The organism is Leptolyngbya sp. Cla-17 (assembly GCF_016807185.1).
Classification (GTDB): domain Bacteria; phylum Cyanobacteriota; class Cyanobacteriia; order Leptolyngbyales; family Leptolyngbyaceae; genus ULC077BIN1.
Genome location: NZ_JAEVYN010000001.1, coordinates 2,157,659 through 2,182,277 on the forward strand (window position 1 = coordinate 2,157,659; position 24,619 = coordinate 2,182,277).

The following is a 24,619-nucleotide window of genomic DNA, read 5'->3' on the forward strand; positions in this document are numbered from 1 at the left end:
CTACGGAGTGCCAGGCTGCACTGATGGCAGATCTAAATTAGGAGTCACCTGTGGTACAGGCCTAGCAGGCGTAGCAGGCGTAGCAGGCGTAGCAGGCGTAGCAGGCGTAGCAGGCGTAGCAGGCGTAGCAGGCGTAGCAGGCGTAGCAGGCGTAGCAGGCGTAGCAGGAGGTCCAGCTGGAACTGAAACCGGAGGAGTACTAATAACTGCGGTTTGAGGAGGTACTACTACTGGGGGAGCAATTACGGGGGGTGGGGGCGTTATAGGCTGAATTGCACTGGGTACTGGTGGAGCGGGTGATAATGTTGGTGGCGTAGGTGGTGCTCCTACTACTGGGGGAGCAATTACGGGGGGTGGGGGCGTTATAGGCTGAGTTGCACTAGGTACTGGCGGAGCGGGTGATAATGTTGGTGGCGTAGGTGGTGCTCCTACTACTGGGGGAGTTGCAGTCTCAGGGATGGGGCGAGGTGGCGCAATCACAGGAAGCACGATCTCAGGTGGCGGAATTGTAGGTACAGCAACCTGAGTTGGCGTAGGATTTGAAATTACTGGCTGCACAGGAGCAGAAATTGTTGCCGATAGCGGTGGCGGTGCAACGGCGGTGGGCAATTGGAATGGCTGAGCTGGGTCACTATACCGTTTTAAGGTTGCCATTACAGCAGACCACTCGTAAGTATTTTTACTTATGTCATAGCTTGGGAAAGAGGAAGTTTTGGGGTTGCTAGATGCGATTGGCGCTAGACTTCCAGGGCGATTTTCAGCCGCCAGCGCCCAAGCTGGGTTTTCCGACAAGCTAGCTGGTTTACTATTTGCAAATATTTGAGCTTTTTGAGGCCCTGCCATCTCTTGACCAACAGCCTCTAATCCCTGCATGTCAATATCTTTCACCAAGGGACTGGTTCTGTAAAAAGCCTTCAAATCGAAATTGTAAACACCAATCTGATTTTTATGTACCGTCCCTAACTGTCCAGCCTTCAAAACATAGGTTTGAGAGCCATCAGCATTGGAAATTTCGATCGCACTATCAGTTAAAGCCCCAACGATAGTGACTCCGGTATCTTCGATGTAGCGAACAAATAAGGCAGAGCCACGGATTCCAGCGACTGCATTTGGGGTCTTCACCTGAGTTCGTCCTTGACCCGGTGGAATCAAAAGCAACACAGTTCCCTTTTGCAAACTTAGGTTGCGGGTATTTGGAATAAAGCGAAAGATAGCTTGCTCCCCAATTCGGGCAAGAGAATTATCGTTAAAGCGAAGCTCTGCCATCGCTTTGCGATAGGTCTGTAGCGAATCGCCTGGAGTCATATTGTCTGTTTTTTTGGCAGGACGGGACTTCGGCTGCTCTTTCAAAAAAAGCTCAACCTGGTTACGCAAGTCTCGAACCGTAGCACGAGTTAGGAGAGTCTGAGCATTTGCTGTTAGAGGTAGTGAAGTGATACCAGAACTGCAAAGAGCTACTGCAAAAGTGGTGAGAAATTGCTTATGCATAAGACTCCAGAGCTTAGGGCTACTCGATAAAGACTTTAATTTAACTTGAGATCAGGCACTTACAAGACATACCTTCTTATAGCTTTTATCATAGCTACGTAAATTCTCTTACGCCTAGGCTAAAGGGCAGCTTGATGAAATCTTTATATTAATGAAGTGAGGCTCCTCCACAAAAATCTGTAAAAGTTGATTAAATGCTGATGAATACTACTTTTGAGTGATGCGATCGCACAGCGTTTTTTGAACTAATGACAATATGCTTTTAAAAATGGTTCCCAGACTAATTGTACTAACAGCAGTTCCTTCTCCAGATAGATAACTATTTAGTGTGATCCTCAGTAGTTTCACGGTTCCTGAATTGTCATTTCGTCATAGTGCGCAACCGAATACCTCAAAGATACTCTTGTTGCGCTTTCAGCAAGGACAGGGAGGTTTACTGTGGTTGAAAGTTTTGCCATGGTTTATTAGTCTGTTCGCGGTTTATCCCGCCTGGAGTGCACCAGCCATGGATGCCCTCTCAAGTAGTCCTGATGTTCAACAGTTAGATTTTCTGAATCCCATACAGTCAGTCCTGCCCTATTCAGAGTCATCTACATCTACAAGTTCCTCTAAATTCTTTGCAGAACTGGAGCAGGTGCAAAAGGACCTTAAGGAAACAGTTCCTTCAATTTCGCAACCTACAACAAAAGCTGCCTTTAGTTTGGCTTATCCCTCTCGCAAGGCAGACACTTTAAGGCTTTCTCCCAAATCTTTTCCAGGTGTCGCTGCAAGTAAGCTCAAAGCTTTGGAGCCTGATGATTTTGCGCCGCCCCCGCTTGAAGCGGAGAGCGATCGCTCTCTCAGATTGCAAGAACCAACATCAGTACAGCCGCTTTTGGCTGCCGATCCCGAGCTGGGGAATCTGCGACTGCAAGAATCATCAGATCGTCCAGTTTTTCCTGGCAATCCATCCGATCCTAATAGTCCATTTGCGCCGCCTGTGCCTTCTGGGTGCGATCCAGAGTTAGGCTGTTTGCGGTTAGAAAGTCCCGTGGTAACGACTACATCGGCACCTGTAATGTATTTGCTGCCGCGGTTAGATATTTTTAGAAGCAACAACATTTTGTCTGGATTAAACCCCGTTCAAGATGGACTCATTAGACCTGCCATCTCTTTACTGGTTTTGCCGGCCTTAGGATCTAGCACTTATCTGAATGCTTCAGCAGAAGGGGCGCTCAATCAGTATTTCAGCCTGACGCAGTTTGATTACAGTGAATTAAAGTTCAAAGCTGGCATTTTCCAGCGCTTATCGCCCTCCATGTCAGCCGAAATTGGCTGGACAAACCAACAATTTTTTATTTCGAACAGTCAGATTTTTGGGTTGTCAGCAGGAACTCGTTTTTTGAACGATCACTCCATTCGACTTGAGTTAAGTCGTCAAGATCAACTTGCCAAAAACCTAACTCTCAGTTCGTTTTATCAATTTCGTGTCAGTTTTACCGAACCCAGAGATCGCTCTCGGATTATCAATGTATTGTTCCTTTCTCTGAACTACAGTCTGACTCCCCGCGTTCAGCTTGGGTTAGATTATCAATTTGCATCCGCCAATTTTACGGTGCAGCCCCGAACCGATTTATATCATCAAGTGTTGGGCAGAATTAGCTACAGCGCCTTCCAAACCGCCCAAATTAGTCTATATGGTGGGGTAAGTACAGGCACTTCATCAGAATCCGCAATTAATTTCAACAGTTTTTTACTGGGACTCAGCTTCAGTTTAAACTTAGTTATTTTCTAAGTTGACCTATTAGTTTGATGACGGAGTGGACAGATCGGTTTGATGAGAACACCAATCACTCCAACTGCCGGCATATAGCTTTCCGTGAATATTGGCTATGTTTAGCGACAGCAAATTAACACATGCCGTTACGCCAGAGCCACAATACACAATGATTTCGTCTGAATTTGATAAACTTTTCCAGTGTTGACGCTGCTCACTGGGCGATCGCAGATATCCTTCAGCATCCGTTATCTCTTGCCAGGGATAGTTGACTGCTCCTGGAATGTGTCCAGCTATTGGATCGGTCGGTTCTCGTTCTCCCCGATAGCGATCGCCTTCACGAGAATCAACTAATGTTACGGCTGGCAAATTTTTGCGAGCGTTTACCTGGTCTAATGTCAGCACCAAATTGGACTGAATAGCTGGGATGAAATTACCTGTCTTAATCAGTGGAAGATCGCTAGACACTGGGTAGCCAGACGCTTTCCAACCGGACAAACCGCCATCCAACACGGCAACGCGATCGTGTCCTAAATATCGCAACAACCACCATAAACGCGCAGCAAACGCCAAGCGTGAATCATCATAAGCCACAACTAAAGTGGGACCCGCTGGCGGCTCAGAATAAATTCCCATGGTTTCAAGCTTGTTGGCTAACACATCGGGATTGGGTAAGGGATGTCGTCCTCCATGAATGTCAACGGGGCTGGATAAATCTTGGTTTAAATCAAGATAATGAGCACCCGGAATGTGACTTTCCTGATATTGCTGTGCGCCTAGCTGGGGATGCATCAGGTCAAAGCGACAATCGGCGATCGCGACCTGTGGGTCATTGAGGTGATCGTGTAACCAGTCTGCCGAAACAATGGAGCTAAACATTTTAGTTAGACGTTTTATAAAGTCTTGAAACCAATACAACGCTTTTACGTCGTATTTATCCGGAGAAAGCCTGTAGCCTCACGAAAAATTGATTAAATCTATCTACATTAAACAGTTCATATGTATACCGGTCAGCGTTTATGGCTATCTAGATCGACAAAGTGGATCTTTCGCCTAAGTTTAATGGGCGGTGGGCTGGGGTTGGCGATCGCATTTATGTACTTATCTTATGCATCGCCGCCCCTACGTCAGGTCAAAATTTCTGAAGTCATAAACCTACCCAATGGGTCAGGGGCGCAAGTAGAGGCTCAAAAAGCTGAAAAAGGCAACTCCATCCGTTCAGGTCAGCAGTTAATTACGCCACAGTTTACTCGTGTTGGCATCCAAGAAGCGAGTGGTGCAGCTCGACTGGGAGCCAATTCGTCTTTAATTGTCCGCAATGATTGTTTCCAATTGGGCGGCGGGAAAGCCGTGATTGCTAATGCTCAGGGATGTATTGGGGCGATCGTAGTTTCTACTGCCAACGGCATTTATACCGTAGAACGCTTGGGCTATCTAGCAGAAGTAAAGGTGTTGGCTGGTCAAGTCGATCTGTCTATTCCCAGCAATCCTGCGATTAATGCGGTTTCGCTTCAGCCCAATCAAAAGGTGACGGTGAACTGGACTGGAGACGAAATCGGTCCGGTTCGTCTGATGTTGCCGCAAGAAGTAACTGCGATCGCAAATGGTGAACTATTTCAAGGGTTTCAGGTGGCGTTGCCAAACCAAAACAAGGTTGCTGCCCTACAACGACCTGTAGCAACTCGTGAAACGGTTCCGCCCGCTCCTCCTAAGCCAACAACTTCGGTTAAGCCACCTCCAGCACCGGTGACACCACAACCGCCCCCGGCACCAACAGCCCCAGACTACTCCCAAATTGCACCCGCATCTGCAAGAGGTTCTGACTATTCCACAGATGACTCCAACGATGCGGAGACATACGATTCCCCGGCTTACAGCCGACATGTGCGCCGCCGAGCTTCACCCAACTTTTCCGATGAGCGCTATACTTACCGTCGCCGTGGGCGATCGCCCTATGCCAGCAATTCCTACCGTCGTCGTACCCCGTCCTACTCTGCTCCTTCCTATAGCGACTCAAGTGATGAAGCGCCCTCTGCCCCAAGCGCTCCACCCGTTATGGAGCAGCCTCATCCTGTAGAAACCGCTGCTCCACCGATGGTTGAAGCACCCTTACCTATGGTGATCGAGCAGCCTGTTAGCCCGCTTCCCGTTGTGCCGGAAGGATCGGTTGTGGTTCCAGGCTATTAGAAGTTAAGGCAAAATTGGCAAGAGACGGCGATCATTGTAGGGATTGTTTTACGCTTCACTACCGTACACGACGATCTCGATCTCCTGCTCCTTAAATTTGCCTTCAACCCTGCTAAAAACTTTTTGTCGAGTTCATACCGTTCAAGCGATAAACAGTTTGCATGGCTCCTTTTTTCGTAGGTTAAGAACCTGAATTTGTTAATCCAATATTAGACAATTTAGACAAAACACTATTTTTACGCTGCAAAAACTCATGCAATAGCTCAAAATAATCGTCTGTTACTGCCGCCTGCACTGAAGGTCGTTGCAGCAGCGCCTCACCCCAAGCCTTGACCTTTGGAGTTTGGTCAAAAAACTTAAGATGATAGCGCTCAAACACTACAAAGTAGCGAAAGATCGGCGCATAGACTGCATCAATCAGTGAAAAAGAGTCTCCTGCAAAGTAAGGCGATGCGTGGAGTTGCTCTTCGAGAATTTGAAAACTGTTGATCAGATTTAGACGTTTCGTCTCAAATACTTCTTCGTCAATCGCGCTATAAAATGCGGCAATTTTGGTCAAAATAGTAGACCCAAATTCGATCCAGGAGCGATGCACCGCTTTTGTTAACGCATCTGCTGGGTGCAAAGCACTAGGGGTGATTTCATCCAAATATTCGCAAATGACAGCCGACTCAAACAGGACTGCTTCATCAACTAACAGAATGGGTACTTTGCCCAAGGGCGATCGCTGCAAAAACCAAGCCGGTTTGTTAGCAAGATCAATGTATTGGCGCTCATGAGAAATTTGTTTTTCAAGCAACGTGATAATTGAACGCTGCACGTAAGGACAAAGAGTATGACTAATCAACTTCAGGGTTGGAATCTCAATAGACATTGTTTACGCTCCGTAATAAAACCGTGTCAGTTGTCGTCTTTAGGTTTGTACTCATGATTGAACTTCTCCAAGATTTAGGTCATTGCGCAGTTTTAGAGTGAGCTCAGCCAAAGTAGAAGCAGAATTCTGAGCCTGCCTTTAGTATGGTTGCAGGTAAAATAATTTCATTTGCAACTAAAATCAGCTTAACCTATTTAGTTGAAATTGCAACCACTTCTTGAGAAATTGGATCTATGAAAGCGAAAGTGCAGTTAAACGATTTGCAAAGTTCTGTGTGGCGGCTGTTTTTAACAGCTCATGCGCGATTGTTGGAGCGAATTGAGTTGAGGCTCACGCAATCAGATTTGCCATCCTTGGACTGGTATGACGTGTTGTTCACTCTGAAAGAGGCTCCCGATCATCGTCTGCGGCTCAGTGAGTTGGCAGACAAAGTGTTGTTGAGCCGTAGTAATTTGACTCGATTAGTCGATCGCCTGGAGAAGGCTGGTTTATTGCGCCGGGATGCTTGCCCCAGCGATCGCCGGGGTACTTTTGCGGTGTTAACCGATGCCGGATTGGTAATGCAGCAAAAAATTTGGTTAGTTTATGCGGAAGCGATCGCCGACTATTTTGCATGTCATTTGCAAAATGAGGAGGAAATCAAAACATTGCAGCAGGTGTTGAGTCGCCTGTTGATAGCTGCTGAGCAATAGGATGATGCTCTTCTGCTCTGATTTTTCCCATAAAAAACCCTCTAGCTTTACGCCAAAGGGTTTGTTCCGCACACAACCAAGGGAAACTTACATGACAGAAATCAAGAATGCTCCAGAAATTCTGCGTTGTTGCAAATTATTATCTAGCTGCCGTCAATAATCCGGTGCATACGCTACAAAAGAACAAGATTGACTATATAAACTGGCATTAACGACTGAGTAATTATCCCAAAATCCTTAGCTTTTCTCTTTATGCCTACTTATCCCGGAATTTCAAGTGAAGCCTTTAGACACCCCCTCGATCGCCAAGCAGAACAAACTCTCCGCAGCGTTCCAGGCTTCGATTTAGTCGCCAGCAAGTTTGTTGAATATTTAACTGAGCGTCCTCAGTATGTTTATCAACTGGGCAATAGCATTCAGGTCGGTCCACGCCAGTATGCTTCAATTCACCAAATTTTTCGAGAGTGCCTGCGTGATTTAGACATTTATCCAGAGCCAAACCTGTTTGTTTCCCAAAGCCCTACTGTGAATGCCTTTGCATTGGGTCGAGACTTTCCTTTTATTGTGCTTAACTCTGGCTTACTTGATTTGGTGAGCGAAGCAGAACTGCGAACTGTTATTGCCCATGAACTGGGTCATCTCAAATGTGAACACACGATTCTAATCCAAATGGCAATCTGGACCACTCAGGTTGTTTCGGGACTAGCCGAACGAACCTTCGGGCTGAGCACCTTAGTGAGTACCGGGTTGGTCGCGGCATTTTTTGAATGGTTGAGAAAAGCAGAACTCTCTGCCGATCGCGCTGCGCTATTAGTCACCGATGATCTGCAACCCATTTTGACAAACATGATGCGGATATCAGGTGGCAGCGCCAAGTATGCTCATGAACTCAGCGTAGACGAGTTCATCCAGCAATCAGAGCGCTATCAGAACCTAGATGCCGATGGACTCAACCAAATCTACAAGTTTTTTCTCTACAACAACCTGTCTGCGGGTGTTTTTCTTAGCCATCCGTTCACTGTTGAGCGAGTTCACTTTCTGCGGGAATGGTCAGTTTCCAATGACTATCGCCAAATTCGCCAGGGCAACTATACCCGTGCAGGTGCAGAAGGTTCAGTCAATGTTTCCGTTGAGCCGCCCAATGCGCCTTCTCAGACAAAGCAGACAGAAGTTGATGTTTTGCGCCAAGAAATCGACCAACTTCAGCAAGAAATCGATCGCATCAAAAAAGGTGGCTAGTCATCATCTGCTCAAGCAGCCGGGGCATCAATCATCACAAACAGTCAGACTGTGGTTGGCGCGTACATAAGACGGTATAAAAGTGAGGTTTAAGTACACAGATCGGAATTGCCCCTTTAATCGCTTAGTCTGATGCCGCGAATGGAGTAGTCGAGTAGCTGCATCGGGTGAAGCACAGGCACCGTTTTACCTTGCAGTTCCAGATGCTTACTAATTTGCATAAAGCAGCCAATGTTGGCTGACGCAATCATGGCTGCACCTGTATTCGTCAAATTTTGCACTTTTTGCCGTCCCAGTTCTGCTGCTGCTTCTGGCTGCAAAATGTTGTAAACTCCAGCGCTGCCGCAACATAAAGCTGCATCTACGGGTTCGCGCAGTTGCACACCGGGAATCTGCTTTAGCAAGGTACGAGGCTGGACGCTGATCTTTTGCCCATGCAGCATATGACACGCGTCTTGATAGACCATTGTTAGCGGTTGGTCTTGGAGAGGAGAAAGTGTGGCAGTTAGCCCTACTTCTGCCAAAAATTCCTGCACGTCGCGCACTTTGCCAGCGAACTCTTCGGCTCTGTTGGCGTATGCAGGATCATCTGCCAGGATATGTCCATATTCCTTAAGCGTGTGTCCGCAGCCAGAAGCATTGATCAAGATAAACTCAACATTGGCATCGGCAAAGCTATCAATCAACTGACGCGCCAAGGTTTTAGTTTGCTCTTCCTGTCCCTGATGGTGAGTTAAGGCACCACAACAGCCTTGAAGGCTGGGGACAACAACTTCGCAGCCGTTGGCAGTTAAGACTCGCACGGTGGCGGTGTTAACATCCGGGTTGAAGAGTCGCTGCACACAGCCCAACAGCATCCCCACTCGGTAACGCTGCTTGCCTTGAGCCGGAATGATAGTGGGAATGGCATCTTGAAAGGCGCTGGCGGAAATGGGGGGCAACATCGCTTCCATTGCTGCTAGTTGGGGCGAAAGTTGTTGGATTATGCCCAGAGATCGCACCAGTTTTTGCAAGCCCGTCTTTTGATAAAGTCCCAACGGTCGCAGTAACAGCCGCAGTCGATTGGGGTAGGGAAACACCGAGAAGATCAGTTGGCGCAGCAGTTTTTCTGGCAGCGATCGCGAATGGTTTCGTTCGACCTGCATCCGAGTTGCTTCAATTAACTTGTCGTACTGTACTCCTGATGGACAGATGGTGACGCAGGCAAGACAGCCCAAACAGGAATCAAAATGTTCCACTGTAGCAGACGATAGCGGAATTTTGCCTTCATTCACTCCATCCATCAAATAGATGCGTCCGCGCGGTGAATCGGTTTCCTTGCCAATCACTCGATAGCTGGGGCAAGTGGATAAACAAAATCCACAGTGAACGCAGCTATCAATCAGTTTGGGGTCGGGGGGATTGCGGAAATCGAAAGAGTGTGAGGAGTTAGGAGTAAGAAGGGTGGTGGTGGATGGGGAATCAGTGGTCATAATGCTCTTTTTTGAGAAAGTTTGAGTTTGGGAAGCCCAATTTTGAGGTTTGTACGTCTTCGGACTGGCTTTGCCAACGCGCCGCGCTTCCGTAGGAAATGTTTTGAGTTTTGACGGAATAATTCTGATACCTGACTTCTTGCTAAATTCCGCCTACAAACCGACCGGGATTCAGCAAATTGTGTGGATCAAACTGTTGCTTGAGCGATCGCATGACGCTCAAGGCATTTCCGGCATAGCCCCACACCTCGATCTGCTGTTTGAGAACTGTAGGGGCTTGCAAGATCGATAAGAAGCCGCCATTTGTTTGGCAAATTTCACGAATTTTGAGCAGATGACTGAGCGAGACATCGCTAGGGCAGATAAACCGTCCTAAGCCACTAGCGCTATGAATTTGGGCAGACCAGGATGATAACGAAAGCTGATGAAGCTCATGTAAAAGAGAGATCGCGCTGGAGGGCTGTATTCCTATTTTGCAGATAATTTGCTCCGATTGGGGCGAAGCGGTCATGTGTTTTTGCAATTGTTCCCACAGCTGGGTATCTTCACCATCTGTGTAAGAGGCACTCGCTAACTTGAGCGATCGCCCCACTTCAGCAAAGCGGCTCATTTGCTCTTGCACACTGGGCAAAATGCTTTGAAAACGCACTACTAAACCCATACCCAACGACAATCCTAACGTTTCCATCACGGAGCCTGAAATGACATCGGCATGGGCGGGAGTCAGAGCAGAACTGAGCAACACTCTTGTGGCTTCGGCGATCGCGTCACTATCGCCGCTAAGAATCACAGTTTGAGAAACTTCTGGCAGCGGATAGACCCGTAAAGTTACCTGAGTAATCATTCCCAACGTGCCATAGGAACCTGTGAACAGCTTCATTAAGTCGTAGCCAGCCACATTTTTCACCACCCGTCCGCCCGCTTTTGCCATGTTTCCATCTGCCCGGACAAAAGAAATACCCAGCAGCATATCGCGCACGCCTTGATAACGCTGCCGAAAGGACCCCGTATCTGCGGTTGCCACAATGCCGCCAATGGTTGCCTGTTGGGGATAACTCGGGTCGATCGCCAAAAACTGATTTGCTTTTGCCAAAAGTGCCTGCAACTCTGCAAAGCGCATCCCAGCTTCCACGGTTACTGTTAAATCTCCGGCAGCGTGGTCAATCAGTTGATTGAGGCGTTGAGTGCTGATCGCTATGAGCGGTGAGCGGTGAGCGGTGAGCGGTGAGGACTGAATTAAGCCGCCCCAGTGGAGTTTACTGCCGGAACCAGCGAGAATCATGCCCCACTGGTTTTGGTGGGCACAGGTAACAATATCAGCGAGTTCAGCAGCGGTTTGGGGAAATAGAAGGCAGGCAATTTTGCAACTAGGGGCGGCTTGAGCAATTCGAGCTTGGCAGAGTGACTCGATCTTGTCCCATACCTGCAGATGTTCTGCTCCAGTAATCTGCTCCAATTCCTGTGCGATCGCCTGAATCGCAGCAGCGTCGTTCTGGGTAGGATTGGTATTCATCGATCAAATGCTCTATTCATCCAAAATCCACTCCGACGCTCGCTCTCCCAATTCTAGGGGAATGCTGACTGCCTTTCCCTGCCGTGGACGTTCGCGAGTCTGCAAAATAAACGTCTGAACCTGCGTCCATCCATCCCATGCCTGAATATAGCTAGCAACTGCATTCAGATGCTCAAAGTACTCCGCTTCTGTCATGGGAAAGGAAGCCTGCTCCAAATACTTCCACATAACTAAAACGAAAATTTTCCCCTGGGTACGTCGTAGTTGGATGTCATACGACCGCCCCCACTTGCCGAGTAAAAGTTGATGAAGATCCTGTCCAGTCATAAGGACTTTAGTATCTCACAGCTAGGACAGAGGCACGAAATCAAGTGAGAGAAAGTAATTTTTAAAGCAGTTATCACTGATTATTTTGCCATCCGCAAAGACTCAATTAACCCAAAAGCGATTCTTCTTGAAAGAGGTTGCGCCAACGCTGACTCCTGCAAAAACAACTTGGCTTAACATTTCGTATCATTTTGAATCAGCTTCTCAGTTTTTCAGGATGCTGACAGAATGTAATAATTACCGTAGAACCTCTGTGAATTCCTTAACAGACCGATCTTAAATATCGCTTAGCATTCCTCATGACTCAACTATCTGGATCTTCAGACGTGCCCGATTTGGGTCGTCGTCAGTTTATGAATCTGCTGCTAGTAAGCGCAGGTGGTGGGGCTGTAGCAGGAATGCTCTACCCCGTGATCAATTATTTCATTCCTCCTTCCAGTGGCAGCGGCAGCGGCGGTGTTACAGCCAAAGATGCCCTAGGAAATGAAGTGGTGGTAACCGATTTTCTCGCTAGCCACAATCCTGGTGATCATGTGTTGGCTCAAGGGCTAAAGGGTGACCCAACCTATGTGATCGTCCAAGAAGACAAATCGATCGCGAGCTTTGGTTTGAATGCCATTTGCACTCATTTGGGTTGTGTCGTTCCTTGGAACCCAAATGAGAATAAATTCATGTGCCCTTGCCATGGGTCTCAATACAACAGCGAAGGTAAAGTAGTCCGTGGTCCTGCACCGCTCTCTTTGCCATTAGTTCACGCTGCTGTTGAAGAGGATAAGATTGCGTTCACTCCATGGACTGAAACCGATTTTCGGACGAACGAAGATCCTTGGTGGGCGTAGAACTGTTGGTGGGCTAGACAGTCTAAGCCACAATTTCGAGCCGTTACCATTGCTTTTTACTACAACTCTGCTAAACCTTTTGGTGAAGCTGCCACTCTGCCGATTCCTCTGTTAACGCTGATAAATATGAGAACTCGTTTTTTAACTAACACATGCCTGCTCGGAGATAATCTGCTAAGAAAATCTTTCCTCATGGCGATCGCTGCCATCACTATTCTCTTGACAGGCAGTTTGGCTCTTCCTCAAACAGCTTATGCCTATCCAGTTTTTGCTCAACAAGCTTACGAAAACCCACGCGAAGCGACAGGACGCATTGTCTGTGCAAACTGTCATTTAGCCCAAAAGCCAACTGAGGTCGAGGTGCCTCAATCTGTTAAGCCTGACACGGTGTTTAAGGCGATCGTCAAAATTCCTTACGATACTAACGTTCAGCAGGTCGTTGCAGGTGGAGAAAAAGGTCCTCTCAACGTGGGTGCAGTGTTAATGTTGCCCGAAGGCTTTACCCTGGCACCGGAAGATCGTATTCCTGAAGATCTTAAGGAAGAGGTGCAGGACGTTTACTTCCAGCCTTACAGTGATACCAAGCAAAATATCATCGTGGTGGGTCCTTTACCCGGCGAACAGTACCAGGAAATTGTGTTTCCTATCCTGTCACCCAATCCGAACCAAGATAAATCAATTCACTTTGGCAAGTATTCTGTTCATGTGGGTGGCAATCGCGGTCGTGGGCAGATTTACCCCACCGGTGATAAAAGCAACAACGCAGTTTACAATGCCTCCTTGGCTGGCAAAATAACTCAAGTTGCAAAAGCTGAGGATGGCGGCTATGCCGTAACCATTCAGGCAAACGATGGTAAATCGGCTGTAGATACCATTCCTGCTGGTCCTGAATTGCTGGTTGCTGAAGGGCAAGAGGTTGCAGCTGGCGATGTGTTGACGAATAACCCCAACGTCGGCGGCTTTGGTCAAGTGGATACTGAGATTGTTCTGCAAGATCCAAATCGGATTATTGGATTGCTGGCATTCTTTGCGATCGTGACTCTCGCTCAGATCATGCTGGTCTTGAAGAAAAAACAAGTCGAGCGAGTGCAAGAGGCTGAAATGGAATTCTGATTTTTCAGTTTTTCTGAATAATCCATAAAAAAGGGGAGCTGATTTACAGCTCCCCTTTTTTTAAGAGAAAAAATCCCAATGCCATAAGCTAAGGCATAGCAATCTTGTTCGAGCCTACGGCGATCGCCCCATTGTTACCCAAAAAATCTGCTTTGTCTCTCTGCTTAGAGGGATCACAAGGGGATAAATCGCCCTGATAGATATAGCATCTGACCCTTGCTACATCTGCGTCATCCAATTTAAACAATGTTGCATTTGCTGTTGCATCGTTTCTGGGTCGGCATAGTAGCGGCGACCGTGCCCTGGCAAAACCCATTCAAATGAATACCCGGCGAGTTTTTGCATTGAGCGCGTTAATTCTGCCCAAGAATACCAACAGGCTGAGCGGAAGGCAATCAACTGGTCGAGATCGCTAGACCAGGCAAGATGATCTCCCGAAAATAAGAATGTCTTGTTGTAAAGCAAAACAGTATGCCCTTTGGTATGACCCGGTACTGAGATAATCAGTAAATCAGGGGTGAACTGAACAGGGTCAGCTCCAGAAAGCTGCACTTCCACACTGCGAGTATCCTGAGTAATCTCATCTTCGTGCAAAATTCGCTCACAATTGAAATGCTCGCGGAATTTTTGGTGATCAGCTACATCATCGCGATGAGTCAAATATAAGTAACGAACTCCGCCCATTTCTTCTAACCGCTTAACTAAAGGTGGCGCGAAACGAGGCGAATCTACCAGCACATTTCCTTCGGAACGCTGAATGAAATAACTGGCAGCCCCAAAAGAATCTTCTGCATGATAGCCGCAGTGGTAAACGTTTTCTGCCACAAGAATTGGAAAGCTTTGATGAACATCTTTGATATCCTCAGGCTTTTTGATCGTGCCAATAGAGGCAGTGGGGCAAGCAAGCAACGCCTGCATTGCTCGTAAGCGATCGCTCTCGTTAGCAGGCTGATGCTGCACCGCAGATTGACTTCCTATCTCATAAAATACTTCTGGAGCCATCCAGCGGCACGTATCACAATTAATACAAGTAGAGTCTACGTAAAAATCGCCATCAATATTTTCAGAACGACGGTGGTTACAGTGAGCCATAAAGCCTACGTTTCGACTGACTACCAATCACTTGATGTTTTAATCCACTCCTATTCTAAGATTCCGATTGGGTGATCAGCCCGTCGCTGTGAACCCGAAGTCGCCGTCCACGCCAATAAACATTTTGTCCATAGGAACCCATCACCCAAACTACGAAGCTCAGCAGATCGCGGAGCGGCACTGCCCAAAGCCAGCGAATCAGGTTGGGGGCAGCCATGCTACGGATAGAGATCAATATTTGGATGTAGCGAACCAGAAAGCAAACTAGGGTGAGGGCGATCGCCCAACTCGCAAAGTGAGATATCAGCAATAGCGGCAAACACAATACGGTGGCGTGGCAAAAAATCATTGAATAATACTGTGCACCCCGATTAAAGCGAATCGTTCGTGCCCAGCGTAGTTCCCGTTGATAAACATCGCCAATGCCTTCTGTGCCTGTGTCTGACTCCAGCACATAGCGAGATAGCTCCACAACATAGCCTGCTGCTGATGCCCGTTTGCCAATATTGTAATCAGAGCCAATCCGGTTCAAATGCAAGCCACCATAGTTAATTAGCGCATCACGACGAGTGGCGATCGTGGTTCCTATCGCGCACTTCAGACCTCCATCGATCGCCCGTGCAATCAATAAACTAGGAATAAAATCAAAACAGCGCCCAAAAGACGCGATCGCTGCACCCAAGGATTGAGGAGTATGACCAATGAATGCACAAGTCACTATGCCAACTTTGACATCCAAAAGTGGAGTAGTGACTATTTCAATGTAATTAAGCGGAACGCGAATATCACTATCAACAAAAATAATCCAGTCATATCGAGCTTCTTCCAACAAATAACTAAGGCTGCTGTCCTTATAGTTAATTCCACGCGGTTGCAGTCCGGTAAAAACTCTTACTTTGTCCGGAAATTTATTCGCTAGCTCTTTGAGTATTGGAATCGCTGGATCTTGTGGATCAACGACCCCAAACAAGACCTCATAGTTTGTATAGCTCTGATTACAAAGAGATGACCAATTTTCCCAGGCTCCTGCATCTAACCCGCACACCGGAACTAAAATAGAAACCGGAGAAAAAGATAATGCGGTGGCAGGATTAAGAAAAGAAGAGTTCTCTGCGCTGTGGCTAGTAGTCATTGCTTGATTTAGAGCAGCATTAGAGTAAAAGAACCGACTGGTAAAAAAGGCACATCCTAAATAAAATGCGATTCCTCCAATAATCAATACTCCAAACATCATTTCCAAAACAATCATTGTTCAGATCCACAAGGATTTCAGTTGACTTCTAATTTTCTCTCAATCTATTGCACTTCAAACCTGATTCGACCCACCCTCAGAATATAGTTACTACATTTTCGTTCTTCATAAAGGTATTTTGGAAAAACACCATTCAAAGAATATGGTATTGAAGAACCCTCTGTAAGGGAATAAGTAACGAGGGCTAAGCTGTTTTCTAGTAGTTTCATAGCCAAACGGAATCTTAGCCTTGTAGCCTTTCTCGCTTAAATGAAGTCACTCCCTTGGACAGCCAAGCGCCTTTGGCTTAAGTGCTCACGACGAAGCAACCCTACCTCGACGGAGGTTACAGAGTTGCATTCAAAGTCAGTATGCTGTTGAAGGGCGTTTTTGTAGCTCTTTAAAAACTATAGAAGCATCAGAAATAACGCTCCTCTGGAAATTACGTAAATTTTAAAGCCTATGATACTTGATGCTCTACAAGTTAGACTTTGCAAAATTCTTTAACTCAACCAAAAAGCAGCCTTCACAGGCGGACTTTTTTGTTCGTTAAAGCTAGTGATAGGAGGCTCGGCAAGATCTTCTAAGGTTTGCAATTCCAGCTTCTGTTCAGCCTGCGTACTCCAAATCATGTCAGTCTGCAGCCAGTTAGAAAGTTCAAGCGTTACGGGATGAGGAGGTTCTTGCATAAACGATGCCTCTCCTTTTGCATGAGCTTGCACTAAATTAACAATCCAAGGCAAAAAATCTAGGAGTTGATCAGGCAAAACGGTTAGCTCCAATTGCCATTTCTGATTCACACCTCGAAAAGCCTGTGCTTGTTTAGCGAAACCCATGTTGCCAGCACCTTTATTGATTGCAACCCGCAGAATAAAGGGTCTTTTGACTGCCAACTCATCAGGAGCCGTATAAGCATAAATGTTGAGATAGTTAAGCTGCTCTCGGTCATTTAACCAAGATGCAACAAAAGAGATGCTGTTATAAGAACTGCCACTAATTTTGACAGGCACTTGCATTGCAGACGCAAACTGAGTGTAAAACTCACTTCTGAGGCTGGAGAGAACACGGATGGATTCTGGAGTCATATCGTGAAAGCTTGGATGAGCTCGATTATTACCACCCAGACTGATTGCCCGTTGAGTCTTTTTTGGCTGCGGTATGAATGATGCTATGTATAAATTGAGGCAATATGTAGTAAAACCAATACGGCATTTATTTGTAGCGAAACAAAGAGTTCCGTTTGCGCTGCTTGTGCTTAGCAACAGCCTTACGCTTTTCTTTCTCTAAGGGCGTCTCAAAGTGCCGATTCTTCCGCATATCTTGAAAAATTCCTGCTTTTGAAACCTGTCTCTTGAATCGGCGCAGAGCAGATTCAATTCCTTCATTTTCCCCTAGAACTACTTGAGCCATTCTAGATATCCCTCATATGACTGTGAACTAAAACATAAAAATTTTCCAGCAGAGTTATGCAGTTAACTGGCTCTGCTGGAACTCTAAAATTTTGTTTGCGAAACGAATCTTAGAAGCGGCGATCGCGGCTTCTGTTGTCGCCGCCGCCCCATCCACCACCGCCACCACCAGAAGAACCTCGTTCTTCTCTGGGCTTTGCTTTATTGACTTTCAAATCCCGCCCCATCCACTCAGCACCATCTAGTGCTTCAATTGCAGTTGCTTCTTCGGCTTCTGTTCCCATTTCCACAAATGCAAAACCACGAACACGACCTGTTTCGCGATCTGTGGGTAGCTGAATACGTTTTACAGTTCCATACTCACCAAAAGCTTGTTTTAAGTCATCTTCCGCAACCTGGTAGGACAGATTACCAACATAAATCGACATAGAGAACGTCTCCGAAACATAGAGGAGGGGCAGAGAATTAAATCCGGGGAAACACTTGTTATTAGAAGCGCTTTGAACAACCGAAGTTAATTACCTATTAGGAAATCATAGCACAGTGGTAAAAGACAACTTTATTGATGGTTTTTGGTAAAGATTTATTGTGCAACAACCGAGCGGGCTACTCCTTTAAAGAAAGCACTAACTGTTTGCTAAGGGTAAAGCTTCGTATAGCTCTTGAAAATAAGAATCTAATATCATTGCTTGTAAGGTAACTTAACCAAAATATGTTTGAGCATGCAAAAGTTACGATTTTTTCTTGCTCTTAAAAAGCAAGAGTCGTTGTGTCGGTTTCCATCTCTGTATCCTGCCTACTTTCATCAATAAACCGCGGCTTCAAGCCAAATGCTTGTTCATAGAAAGTGACGGCTTAAGGAACATCGCCAATGATATTCTCTTGGTCATGCTGCTGTCATTAGTTGATTGAGTTCGGTTGGGGCTAAGAACGGATTTAATATGGTGCCATCTTTAAACCAAATAATGCGACGAGTACGACGAGCAACATCTGGTTCGTGGGTGACCATGACAACGGTCATGCCGCTGGCATTGAGGTCTGAAAAGATTTGCAAAATTTCCTCAGTCGTGTGCGAATCGAGCGCTCCTGTGGGTTCATCTGCCAGTAGCACAACGGGTTGTCCAACGATCGCTCTGGCAATGGCAACCCGTTGTTGCTGTCCACCAGATAGCTGATTTGGACGATTGTTTAGCCGATGTGCCAAGCCAACTTTTGTGAGAGCTGCAACAGAGCGATCGCGGCGATCGCGATCAGGGACACTGGCATAAACCAAAGGCAGCATGACATTTTCTAGAGCGCTCAGTTGGGGCAACAGATGAAACTGTTGAAAAACAAACCCTAGTTTACGGTTTCGGACATGGGCAAGGGCAGCGTCATCCAACTGAGACACATCTACATTATCCAGATAGTATCGACCTGATGACGGCTTATCAAGACAGCCAATCACGTTCATCATTGTAGATTTGCCTGATCCAGAGGCCCCCATGATGGAGCAAAATTCTCCTTGTTCTACGATCAGATCGACTCCAGCTAATGCACGGACCTCCGTTTCGCCTGAGCCGTAAATCTTATAAATGTCTTCAAGCCGAATAATGACGGAGTTGGGCATGGGAGAAGGAGAGTAAAGTACGAGGTGCGGAGTACGAGGTGCGGAGTACGAGGTGCGGAGTACGAGGTGCGGAGTACGAGGTGCGGAGTACGAGGTGCGGAGTATTTGAAGATCCCACTCTGACCTTCGTACTCAGAACCCCAAACTCCGAACTCATTTTCTAAGCGCTTCTAAGAGCAACAATTGGGTCAAGCTTGGCTGCTTGCTGAGCAGGCACTATGCCGAAAAATAAACCGATGCCGCCGGAAACACCAACTGCAACTGCGATCGCAACGGGTGAAACAGTGGCTTGCAGGGGGGAGATGGCGGCAACCAGTGTCACCGCACCAATACCAACGACTGTGCCTAGCACTCCACCGGCGGCAGATAAGATGACTGCTTCAATCATGAACTGAATTAGAATGTTTTGCTGGGAGGCTCCGATCGCTTTCCGTAAGCCAATCTCTTGAGTCCGCTCGGTAACAGAAACGAGCATGATATTCATGATGCCAATGCCGCCCACGATCAGCGAAATTGCCGCGATCGCAGCCAGCATCACAGTCAGCCCCCCCGTAATCGTGCCCACAATCGCCAGCACATCCTTTTGAGTTTGAACGGTAAAATCATCATCGACCGTAATTTTGTGGCGGAGGCGCAGCAAATTGGTGACTTGGAACTCGGCGGCAGGGATGCTGGCTTCGTTTTTCGCTGCGATCGAGATGATATTGACATCTAAACCGTAGGGGGAAGTGCGCCCTGCTAAACGATTTGCCTGAGTGGTAATTGGCACATACACTGAGTCATCTTGGTTGCTGCCCAAAAAAGCCCCCTTCGACTGCATCACTCCAATCACGCGAAAGGTAATGCCCTTAATCCGAATTTCTTGCCCAATAGCATCCTGATTGCCGAAGAAGCGAGTCGCCACCTCTGAACCAAGGGCAACCACTTGGGTATTGCGTTCCACATCTTGCTCAGTGATGAACCGCCCTTTCGCTATGTCAAAGCTGCGGACAGAGAGAAATTCGGGGGTAGTTCCCACAACTAAGGAACTCGTGTTGAGGTTGCGGTAAACAATCGGAAACAGGCTTTGTCGCTGAGCCACAACCCCTTGAACAGAGGGCACTTGGGAGGCGATCGCCTTAGCATCTTCCAATACCAGCGTTTTAGGTAAATCACCACGAGGACCGTTACGAGCTTGACTGCTGCCTGGAGCGACAAACAAGACATTGGGTCCCAAAGACTCAAATTGCTCTGAAGCTAGCTTTTGAGCGCCTTGACCAATGCCAATCACCGCAATCACCGAGGCGTTGCCAATGATGATGCCCAGCATGGTTAAGGTACTGCGAAGCTTGTTGGCGGTTAACGTTTTTACCGCCATCTTGGTGCTTTCTAAAAGATCCATGACTTTTATTTCTTCTCCAATCCTTTCACAATGTCTGCAAGCTTCTGTCCTTCAGGCAATTGCACAAATACAGGGTCGCCGGATTTGATGCCATCAATAATTTCAGTCTCGTTGCCAATGTTTGGACCAATAGTGACGGGCTGAAATTTTGGCTTATTGCTGCTATCGGGCAGTAGCACGCCCGTTTGTCCCTTCACGGTGACGATCGCCACAGTCGGCACCATCAACGAGTTATTCATCCGTTTGCCTAAGAAAGCCAAATCAGTCGTCATCCCAGAGCGCAATTGGTCCTTCCCGGTCAGCAGTTTTACCCGCACCTCAAAAGTAATTACACCTCGTTGGGTTGCGTCTTCTTTGGCTTCAGGAGACACTAGCCGCACAACCCCTTTAAAGGTTTGGCTAGGAAATGCGTCTGCTCGTAGTTCCACTGCTTGTCCCTGCTTAATTTGCCCAATATCGACTTCAGGTACTTTGGCAAGAATTTCTAAATCGTTTGCCAAAGTAACGATGGAAGTTGCCGAAGAGGTGCTTGAAGCGAAGCTGGTCGGGGTGACAAAATCGCCCTCAGTCGCATTTTTCTGAGTAATTACACCAGAAAAAGGTGCCTGAATCACAGCGTCTTCTATCTGAGTGTTGATTTGTCGGAGGCTAGCTTGGGCAGAGGCGACTTGGGCAGCAGCTTGCTCAATTTCTTGAATGCGAAAGCCGTTTTTCTGCTGGGTAAGCTGCTGTTGTGAACTGGTGTAACGAGCTTTTACCTGTTCTAGGTTCGCTCTAGCGCTGCGTTCTTCATTGAGGACTTCATCCAGGCGATCGCGGCTAATGGCACCCTCATTTGCTAGAGATTGATTTCGCCCTACTCGCGCACTTGCCAGATCGAGACGGGTTTGGGCAGCGGCAATTTCTGCTTGAGATTGGCTAACGGATGCTTGCGCTTGCCCAATGGCTTCAGGTCGGTTACCTGCTTTCAATAACGACAAATTTGCTTGTGTTCGCGCCAGTTCTGCTAACGCTTGATCACGCCTTGCCTCGATCTCTTGACTATCCATCCGGGCGATGATTTGACCCTGCTGCACGCGATCGCCCTGCTCTACATAAAGCTTTGCCAACCGACCTGCCGTTTTCGGGTTTAAATTTAACCGCTGCACCGGCACCGCCTCACCGTTTGCAGTAATTCGCACCGTCACATCTTTTTGCTGCACGGGCACTGTATAGTTCGCTAAATCTTGCTTAGGTGCTTGTCCTCGGATGGCAAAGTAGGCAGTCGCCGAAACGCCAACTAACCCAGTCGCCAATAACCCAACCATCCAGGGAGTGGTTTTTTTGCTGACTTTATCAATAAGTGGAAGTTGCATAGTCATTAAAAGAAAGGAGTTAAGAGAGGTTGGAGAGGGGATTAGTTAGGATTGACTGAGATAAGGCACTAAAGCGCTGTTTGCTTGTGCTGTTCCCAACGTTGGCTCATCAGGGGTAGCTCTTGCTCCCAAAACGCGTGTACATCACGCATTTCTTCCAATCGTTGAAGCAAAAGTGGGTCATCTTGCTCCATTAATTTCAAGCCTTGTTCAGCTAGTTTCCGAAAAGCAGTGATTTGTGCCAAACGCTGCTTGCTTAATTCAACCCAAGCGTTTGGCTTAATGCGAAAATAATCCCGTCGTTGCCTTGGCAGACTGATGCGCTCAATTAAGCTAAGTTGCACCAGCAATCGAGTCATCGTGCTGATTGATCCCTTACTTGCTTGCAAAATATCCGCTAGTTCCGCTGGGGACTGATGAGGGGGATTAGAGATGAGCAGCCAGCCAAAGACGCGCCCAGCCATCCGAGGCAAACTCACAGATTCAAAGGAAAGCCCTACTTCCTCAATGAACTGAAAATGATCCTCTGTGGTCAACTGCCCAGTGGAGGCCATTGCTGCTGGTGCCTGTTCTACTCCTTGTCGTTGAGCACTAATTACATGGTTCAAGTTCACAGCACCTTTAAACTTTTGCTATGACCACAACTTAACATATTTTAATTTTTTATATTCAGTAAATACTGAACATTCTAAATAGAAAACTTTAGTACTGCTGGCTGTACCTACAACAGTGGCTCAACCCAATTCAGAAATTTTTAGTCGGACAAAAACAATATCCACGCTTGCTACAGTTTTATTTAACTATTGCCTCTGCAAAGCGCTCTTGTAATGCTGGAAAAACTGGGCAGGGTTGGCGATCGTCGAGGTTGTCGGGCTTATTCCAGGTGTAAGGTGCTTTAGCAGCCGCAGACATCCACAGCAAGCGTTTAGCGCGGGTCATGGCAACATAGAGCAAACGAAATTCTTCGGCAGCTTTAAGGTTTTGGGCGCGATTCCACGCAGCTAACGTGTCCGAAAAATTAGGCTGATGATGTACCTGAGCGCGAATTTGGGCACGGGCAACTTCTGCCAAAGTGAAATTGCCTATAAAGCTTGTCTGGGGGGGGATTCGAGGAATACCGGGAATCATATTCGCGTGTAAAAAGGGAATAAATACCCAGTCCCAATCCAGACCTTTGGCTTTGTGCATGGTGATGATGGTCAACTGTCCGGCTTTGGTGTAGCGATCGTCGGCATTTTCGGTGTCCACTGGCTCAAATCGTTCGGAAGCCACGATGTCATTCAGTGCCGCGAGAATGGCAGGTAGAGTCGGATCCCCCTGGGTTTGCTGGATCGTGCGATCAGATAATTTGTCAGCCGTAGCCAGTTCGTTTTGGTTATAGCCAAGGGTGTAGCTAAAAAAGGAAATGAGTTGATAGGGCGGTAGTTCTAACCGGGCGCGCAGAAGACTGGTGCAGTAGCGGCGGGCTTGGAGCACTGATTCAGATTGAGCCGGATCGAGGGGTCCGGGGTATAGCATTTGCTCTGGAAAGCTGACGATCGCGTTCAAATCTTGGGTGGGAATCAGTTTGCGCTGAACCAGGGTAACGAGAGCATTTTTTAAGTAATCGGGAGAGTGGGGGCGATCGCAAAATTGCAGCAGCGTCAGCATCTCGATAGGCACATGAGATTGGCGTTCCTGTTGCCCCACTTCATAGACTGGAATCGTGTCGCCATACCAGCGTTGCAGTTCTCGTGCGACAAACCGTCCTTGCTCATTGGTTCGCACCAGCACTGCCGCTGAACCATCAGGATTATGTTGAAATAGCTGGAGCGATCGCTGCCCAATTAGTTCTACTGTTTGAAAAACATCATCTGGCGTATAAAGCTCCAGTCCTCGCCCTTCTGGCTCTGGGTTAAGTTGAGGATCGCCGGAATTCACAGGCTGAATTTTTTGCAAGCGAAAGGGCTGTTCTATTCCAGCGAGTTTAGATCGATTGACCCAATCCAAAACAAAGTTTGCTGCATCAATGATTTTGCCTGTGCTACGTCCTGCCTGAGTCATGGTTGCCAAACGGTGATGGCGATCACAACTATCACAAAACTCGCGAAAGAAAATTGGGTCGGCGGGCGTAAAGGTAGAGTTGATGGCTTGATTGGGGTCGCCTACCCGCACTAAATTTAGTTGGTCAGACTGAGTAGGGTCAGCGGCAAGAATTTCCAACAGGCGGGTTTGCAACGGGCTAGAATCCTGGGCTTCATCTTCAAAAACTGCAAACACTTGCTGCTGCCAATAGTTCCGCACGGTGGAATCATCCAGCACCCGCAACGCTGCCAACATCATTTCGTCATAATCCATCCAGTTACGGCGGTGCAGTTGCTCTTGGTAAAGTTCGTACAGTCCTGCTGCGATCGCCAGCACCGAGTATTCATCTGCACTGTCATCGCTAAATCGGCGCAAATCATCGGGCTGCAATCCCGAACTTTTTGCCTCATGCACTACGGTCGTTGTTAAGTTTGGCAATACCTCCGTTCGCAACACGGACTGTCGCCGCAGTCGCTCGGTTTCTTCACCGTCAAACTGCTGACCTTCCAGTAAGGTTTGAAACAGGCGCGGATTTGCGGCAATCCACTGTTCTACACAGGCGCGCACCAAGCGATGATTCTGATTGGGTGTAACCAGCAACGTGTCGGAATTTAAACCCGATCGCTCAATGTGGCTACGGGCGATCGCCCAGCCTAACCCGTGCAGCGTATAAACCGAAAAGCCTTGTTGCGGTAAAGATAACTGTTTCAAGTAGCCGCGAATCTTCGCTTTAATATTTGCCGCTGCCGATCGCGTAAACGTGACGACAATCAACTGCCGTCGGCTATTTAGTTGATTCCGTGCAATTGCGATCGCTGCCGCCACTGCCATTCCGGTGGATTTACCTGCACCCGGCACCGCCGACACAGCCAGCGCTCCCGACTGCCAATCTGCCAATTCTCGCTGCCCCACCCGCAGGGTGGCGCGCAGGTCATCAAGAGTAGTTTGGGGAGAAGAGAGCATCTAGCCATTCCTCAG

The 24,619-nt window shown here is 47.5% G+C and carries 22 protein-coding genes; 6 read left to right on the forward strand and 16 right to left on the reverse strand.

Annotated elements, in window-relative coordinates:
• Positions 1-1,488 (reverse strand): FecR domain-containing protein, encoded by a 1,488-nt coding sequence (locus JOY44_RS09650; protein WP_171573370.1) that lies wholly within the window; start codon positions 1,486-1,488, stop codon positions 1-3.
• Between the two features lie 451 nt (positions 1,489-1,939).
• Between JOY44_RS09650 and JOY44_RS09655 the strand changes: the two genes are divergently transcribed.
• Positions 1,940-3,262: a hypothetical protein gene (locus JOY44_RS09655; protein ID WP_203031961.1), complete on the forward strand. Its 1,323-nt coding sequence runs from the start codon at positions 1,940-1,942 to the stop codon at positions 3,260-3,262.
• Positions 3,263-3,271: 9 nt separating this feature from the next.
• Here JOY44_RS09655 and JOY44_RS09660 read toward each other — a convergent pair whose 3' ends face one another.
• The gene (locus JOY44_RS09660; RefSeq protein ID WP_171573372.1) at positions 3,272-4,123 is read right to left on the reverse strand and encodes a sulfurtransferase; all 852 of its coding nucleotides are present in this window, start codon (positions 4,121-4,123) and stop codon (positions 3,272-3,274) included.
• Positions 4,124-4,243: 120 nt separating this feature from the next.
• Here JOY44_RS09660 and JOY44_RS09665 point away from each other — a divergent pair, with 120 nt between their 5' ends.
• Entirely contained in the window at positions 4,244-5,431 is a 1,188-nt protein-coding gene (locus tag JOY44_RS09665) for a hypothetical protein (protein ID WP_171573373.1), read from the forward strand.
• Between the two features lie 181 nt (positions 5,432-5,612).
• Here JOY44_RS09665 and JOY44_RS09670 read toward each other — a convergent pair whose 3' ends face one another.
• Positions 5,613-6,305 (reverse strand): glutathione S-transferase family protein, encoded by a 693-nt coding sequence (locus tag JOY44_RS09670; protein ID WP_171573374.1) that lies wholly within the window; start codon positions 6,303-6,305, stop codon positions 5,613-5,615.
• A 233-nt stretch (positions 6,306-6,538) separates the two neighbouring features.
• Between JOY44_RS09670 and JOY44_RS09675 the strand changes: the two genes are divergently transcribed.
• Complete coding sequence (locus JOY44_RS09675; protein ID WP_171573375.1) at positions 6,539-6,997, forward strand: MarR family winged helix-turn-helix transcriptional regulator; 459 nt, start codon at positions 6,539-6,541, stop codon at positions 6,995-6,997.
• Between the two features lie 252 nt (positions 6,998-7,249).
• The gene (locus tag JOY44_RS09680) at positions 7,250-8,236 is read left to right on the forward strand and encodes a M48 family metallopeptidase (RefSeq protein ID WP_171573376.1); all 987 of its coding nucleotides are present in this window, start codon (positions 7,250-7,252) and stop codon (positions 8,234-8,236) included.
• 116 nt (positions 8,237-8,352) lie between these two features.
• On the opposite strand, the gene JOY44_RS09685 is transcribed toward JOY44_RS09680, so the two are convergent.
• From JOY44_RS09685 to JOY44_RS09695, 3 genes are all read right to left on the reverse strand, one after another.
• Positions 8,353-9,708: a (Fe-S)-binding protein gene (locus tag JOY44_RS09685; RefSeq protein ID WP_171573377.1), complete on the reverse strand. Its 1,356-nt coding sequence runs from the start codon at positions 9,706-9,708 to the stop codon at positions 8,353-8,355.
• Between the two features lie 142 nt (positions 9,709-9,850).
• Positions 9,851-11,221 (reverse strand): FAD-binding oxidoreductase, encoded by a 1,371-nt coding sequence (locus JOY44_RS09690; protein WP_171573378.1) that lies wholly within the window; start codon positions 11,219-11,221, stop codon positions 9,851-9,853.
• Positions 11,222-11,233: 12 nt separating this feature from the next.
• A complete protein-coding gene (locus tag JOY44_RS09695; RefSeq protein WP_171573379.1) occupies positions 11,234-11,548 on the reverse strand; it encodes a DUF3067 family protein in 315 nt (104 codons plus the stop codon).
• 299 nt (positions 11,549-11,847) lie between these two features.
• On the opposite strand from JOY44_RS09695, the gene petC reads away from it, so the two are divergent.
• Both petC and petA read left to right on the forward strand, forming a co-directional pair.
• Positions 11,848-12,387: a cytochrome b6-f complex iron-sulfur subunit gene (gene petC, locus JOY44_RS09700; RefSeq protein WP_171573380.1), complete on the forward strand. Its 540-nt coding sequence runs from the start codon at positions 11,848-11,850 to the stop codon at positions 12,385-12,387.
• A 192-nt stretch (positions 12,388-12,579) separates the two neighbouring features.
• Complete coding sequence (gene petA / locus JOY44_RS09705) at positions 12,580-13,500, forward strand: cytochrome f (RefSeq protein ID WP_242541736.1); 921 nt, start codon at positions 12,580-12,582, stop codon at positions 13,498-13,500.
• Positions 13,501-13,719: 219 nt separating this feature from the next.
• On the opposite strand, the gene JOY44_RS09710 is transcribed toward petA, so the two are convergent.
• The 10 genes from JOY44_RS09710 to JOY44_RS09755 all read right to left on the reverse strand — a co-directional run bounded on the left by JOY44_RS09710 (position 13,720) and on the right by JOY44_RS09755 (position 24,604).
• Entirely contained in the window at positions 13,720-14,592 is an 873-nt protein-coding gene (locus JOY44_RS09710; protein ID WP_171573382.1) for an MBL fold metallo-hydrolase, read from the reverse strand.
• 55 nt (positions 14,593-14,647) lie between these two features.
• Positions 14,648-15,841: a glycosyltransferase gene (locus JOY44_RS09715; protein ID WP_171573383.1), complete on the reverse strand. Its 1,194-nt coding sequence runs from the start codon at positions 15,839-15,841 to the stop codon at positions 14,648-14,650.
• Between the two features lie 485 nt (positions 15,842-16,326).
• Positions 16,327-16,908 carry a hypothetical protein gene (locus tag JOY44_RS09720; RefSeq protein ID WP_197985096.1) on the reverse strand — a complete coding sequence of 194 codons (582 nt, stop codon included), beginning with the start codon at positions 16,906-16,908 and terminating at the stop codon, positions 16,327-16,329.
• Between the two features lie 127 nt (positions 16,909-17,035).
• Entirely contained in the window at positions 17,036-17,233 is a 198-nt protein-coding gene (rpsU, locus tag JOY44_RS09725) for a 30S ribosomal protein S21 (protein ID WP_171573384.1), read from the reverse strand.
• Positions 17,234-17,342: 109 nt separating this feature from the next.
• Complete coding sequence (locus tag JOY44_RS09730; RefSeq protein ID WP_171573385.1) at positions 17,343-17,660, reverse strand: RNA recognition motif domain-containing protein; 318 nt, start codon at positions 17,658-17,660, stop codon at positions 17,343-17,345.
• Between the two features lie 458 nt (positions 17,661-18,118).
• Positions 18,119-18,841, reverse strand: a complete 723-nt coding sequence (locus JOY44_RS09735) for an ABC transporter ATP-binding protein (RefSeq protein ID WP_281063290.1) — start codon at positions 18,839-18,841, stop codon at positions 18,119-18,121.
• Between the two features lie 160 nt (positions 18,842-19,001).
• A complete protein-coding gene (locus tag JOY44_RS09740) occupies positions 19,002-20,222 on the reverse strand; it encodes an ABC transporter permease (RefSeq protein ID WP_171573386.1) in 1,221 nt (406 codons plus the stop codon).
• 5 nt (positions 20,223-20,227) lie between these two features.
• Positions 20,228-21,577 (reverse strand): efflux RND transporter periplasmic adaptor subunit, encoded by a 1,350-nt coding sequence (locus JOY44_RS09745; RefSeq protein WP_171573387.1) that lies wholly within the window; start codon positions 21,575-21,577, stop codon positions 20,228-20,230.
• Positions 21,578-21,645: 68 nt separating this feature from the next.
• Positions 21,646-22,185: a GbsR/MarR family transcriptional regulator gene (locus JOY44_RS09750; protein WP_242541737.1), complete on the reverse strand. Its 540-nt coding sequence runs from the start codon at positions 22,183-22,185 to the stop codon at positions 21,646-21,648.
• 184 nt (positions 22,186-22,369) lie between these two features.
• A complete protein-coding gene (locus JOY44_RS09755) occupies positions 22,370-24,604 on the reverse strand; it encodes an ATP-dependent helicase (protein ID WP_171573388.1) in 2,235 nt (744 codons plus the stop codon).
• Positions 24,605-24,619 lie beyond the last annotated feature (15 nt).

What these genes read in the sequence shown, in the direction of transcription:
- JOY44_RS09650 (WP_171573370.1), bottom strand. Translation starts at nt 1,488, where the DNA reads ATGCATAAGCAATTTCTCACCACTTTTGCAGTAGCTCTTTGCAGTTCT.
- JOY44_RS09660 (WP_171573372.1), bottom strand. Translation starts at nt 4,123, where the DNA reads ATGTTTAGCTCCATTGTTTCGGCAGACTGGTTACACGATCACCTCAAT.
- JOY44_RS09665 (WP_171573373.1), top strand. Translation starts at nt 4,244, where the DNA reads ATGTATACCGGTCAGCGTTTATGGCTATCTAGATCGACAAAGTGGATC.
- JOY44_RS09670 (WP_171573374.1), bottom strand. Translation starts at nt 6,305, where the DNA reads ATGTCTATTGAGATTCCAACCCTGAAGTTGATTAGTCATACTCTTTGT.
- JOY44_RS09675 (WP_171573375.1), top strand. Translation starts at nt 6,539, where the DNA reads ATGAAAGCGAAAGTGCAGTTAAACGATTTGCAAAGTTCTGTGTGGCGG.
- JOY44_RS09680 (WP_171573376.1), top strand. Translation starts at nt 7,250, where the DNA reads ATGCCTACTTATCCCGGAATTTCAAGTGAAGCCTTTAGACACCCCCTC.
- JOY44_RS09685 (WP_171573377.1), bottom strand. Translation starts at nt 9,708, where the DNA reads ATGACCACTGATTCCCCATCCACCACCACCCTTCTTACTCCTAACTCC.
- JOY44_RS09690 (WP_171573378.1), bottom strand. Translation starts at nt 11,221, where the DNA reads ATGAATACCAATCCTACCCAGAACGACGCTGCTGCGATTCAGGCGATC.
- JOY44_RS09695 (WP_171573379.1), bottom strand. Translation starts at nt 11,548, where the DNA reads ATGACTGGACAGGATCTTCATCAACTTTTACTCGGCAAGTGGGGGCGG.
- petC (WP_171573380.1), top strand. Translation starts at nt 11,848, where the DNA reads ATGACTCAACTATCTGGATCTTCAGACGTGCCCGATTTGGGTCGTCGT.
- petA (WP_242541736.1), top strand. Translation starts at nt 12,580, where the DNA reads ATGGCGATCGCTGCCATCACTATTCTCTTGACAGGCAGTTTGGCTCTT.
- JOY44_RS09710 (WP_171573382.1), bottom strand. Translation starts at nt 14,592, where the DNA reads ATGGCTCACTGTAACCACCGTCGTTCTGAAAATATTGATGGCGATTTT.
- JOY44_RS09715 (WP_171573383.1), bottom strand. Translation starts at nt 15,841, where the DNA reads ATGATTGTTTTGGAAATGATGTTTGGAGTATTGATTATTGGAGGAATC.
- JOY44_RS09720 (WP_197985096.1), bottom strand. Translation starts at nt 16,908, where the DNA reads ATGACTCCAGAATCCATCCGTGTTCTCTCCAGCCTCAGAAGTGAGTTT.
- rpsU (WP_171573384.1), bottom strand. Translation starts at nt 17,233, where the DNA reads ATGGCTCAAGTAGTTCTAGGGGAAAATGAAGGAATTGAATCTGCTCTG.
- JOY44_RS09730 (WP_171573385.1), bottom strand. Translation starts at nt 17,660, where the DNA reads ATGTCGATTTATGTTGGTAATCTGTCCTACCAGGTTGCGGAAGATGAC.
- JOY44_RS09735 (WP_281063290.1), bottom strand. Translation starts at nt 18,841, where the DNA reads ATGCCCAACTCCGTCATTATTCGGCTTGAAGACATTTATAAGATTTAC.
- JOY44_RS09740 (WP_171573386.1), bottom strand. Translation starts at nt 20,222, where the DNA reads ATGGATCTTTTAGAAAGCACCAAGATGGCGGTAAAAACGTTAACCGCC.
- JOY44_RS09745 (WP_171573387.1), bottom strand. Translation starts at nt 21,577, where the DNA reads ATGCAACTTCCACTTATTGATAAAGTCAGCAAAAAAACCACTCCCTGG.
- JOY44_RS09755 (WP_171573388.1), bottom strand. Translation starts at nt 24,604, where the DNA reads ATGCTCTCTTCTCCCCAAACTACTCTTGATGACCTGCGCGCCACCCTG.